The sequence below is a fragment of the Citreimonas sp. genome (assembly GCF_042096055.1).
Classification (GTDB): Bacteria; Pseudomonadota; Alphaproteobacteria; order Rhodobacterales; family Rhodobacteraceae; genus Citreimonas.
This window is the reverse complement of record NZ_JBELMH010000160.1, coordinates 1,514-3,060: the sequence shown is the minus strand read 5'-3', so window position 1 is coordinate 3,060 and position 1,547 is coordinate 1,514. Positions and strand designations below refer to the sequence as shown.

The 1,547-nt window shown below is 68.2% G+C and carries 1 protein-coding gene; it reads left to right on the top strand.

Features of this window, described 5'->3' with window-relative positions:
* A partial coding sequence (locus tag ACFDTC_RS17965) for an ABC transporter ATP-binding protein (protein WP_375260246.1) occupies positions 1-1,547 on the top strand: 1,547 nt, incomplete at both ends.

Here is a 1,547-nt window from a genome sequence, read left to right as displayed (position 1 = left end):
TGCAAGTCCGCGATCTCAAGGTCGGCTTCCGCCAGGACGGCGCCACCACGCCGGCGGTCAAGGGCGTCAGCTTCGACGTCGGCGAGGGCGAGACCGTCGCCCTGGTGGGCGAATCCGGCTCGGGCAAGTCCGTCACCGCGCTGTCGACCGTGTCGCTGCTGGGCGACGCCGCCCGCGTCGAAGGTTCGGTCCGCTACCGCGACCAGGAGATGATCGGCGCGTCGGACAAGCTGCTGCGCAAGGTGCGCGGCAACGACATCAGCTTCATCTTCCAGGAGCCGATGACCTCGCTCAACCCGCTGCACACGCTGGAAAAGCAACTGCGCGAAAGCATCGAGCTGCACCAGGGCCTGACCGGCGACGCCGTGCGCAAGCGCATCATCGAGCTGCTCGACCGCGTCGGCATCCGCGACCCCGAAAGCCGGCTGACCGCCTACCCGCACCAGCTGTCGGGCGGGCAGCGCCAGCGCGTGATGATCGCCATGGCGCTGGCCAACGGCCCCGACCTGCTGATCGCGGACGAGCCGACCACCGCGCTCGACGTCACGATCCAGGCGCAGATCCTGCGGCTTCTGGCCGACCTCAAGAAGGCTGAGGGGCTAAGCCTGCTGTTCATCACCCACGACCTCGGGATCGTGCGCCGCATCGCCGACCGCGTCTGCGTGATGAAGGACGGCGAGATCGTCGAATCCGGCCCCACGGCCGAGATCTTCGCCAACCCGCAGCATCCCTACACGCAGATGTTGCTGTCGGCCGAAAGCACCGGCGTGCCGGACCCGGTCCGCGACGACGCCGAGCCCATCGCCAGCACCGACAACCTGCGCATCTGGTTCCCGATCCAGAAGGGCCTGCTCAAGCGCACCGTGGGCTACGTGAAGGCCGTCAACGACGCCAGCATCGCCGTCCGCGCGGGCGAGACGGTGGGCATCGTGGGCGAAAGCGGATCTGGCAAGACCACGCTGGCGCTGGCGATCATGCGCCTGATCCAGTCCGAGGGCGCGATCACCTTCCGCGGCGAGAACGTGCGCGACTGGTCCACCCGCCGCCTGCGCAAGCTGCGCTCGGAAATGCAGATCGTCTTCCAGGACCCTTACGGCAGCCTCTCGCCCCGCATGACCTGCGAGCAGATCATCGCCGAGGGGCTGGGCGTGCACGGCGCGCCCGACGGCCGCAACCACCGCGACCTCGTGGCCGAGGTGATGCACGAGGTCGGTCTCGACCCCGCCACGATGCACCGCTATCCGCACGAATTCTCGGGCGGGCAGCGCCAGCGCATCGCCATCGCCCGCGCCATGGTGCTGCGCCCGCGTCTCGTGGTGCTGGACGAGCCCACCTCGGCGCTCGACATGACGGTGCAGGTGCAGATCGTCGACCTGCTGCGCAAGTTGCAGCGCAAGCACAACCTCGCCTACCTGTTCATCAGCCACGACCTGAAGGTGGTGCGCGCCATGTCCCACCGGGTGATCGTGATGCGCAACGGCGACGTGATGGAATACGGCACCGCGCAAGAGATCTTCGACGCGCCGCAGACCGACTACACCCGCGAA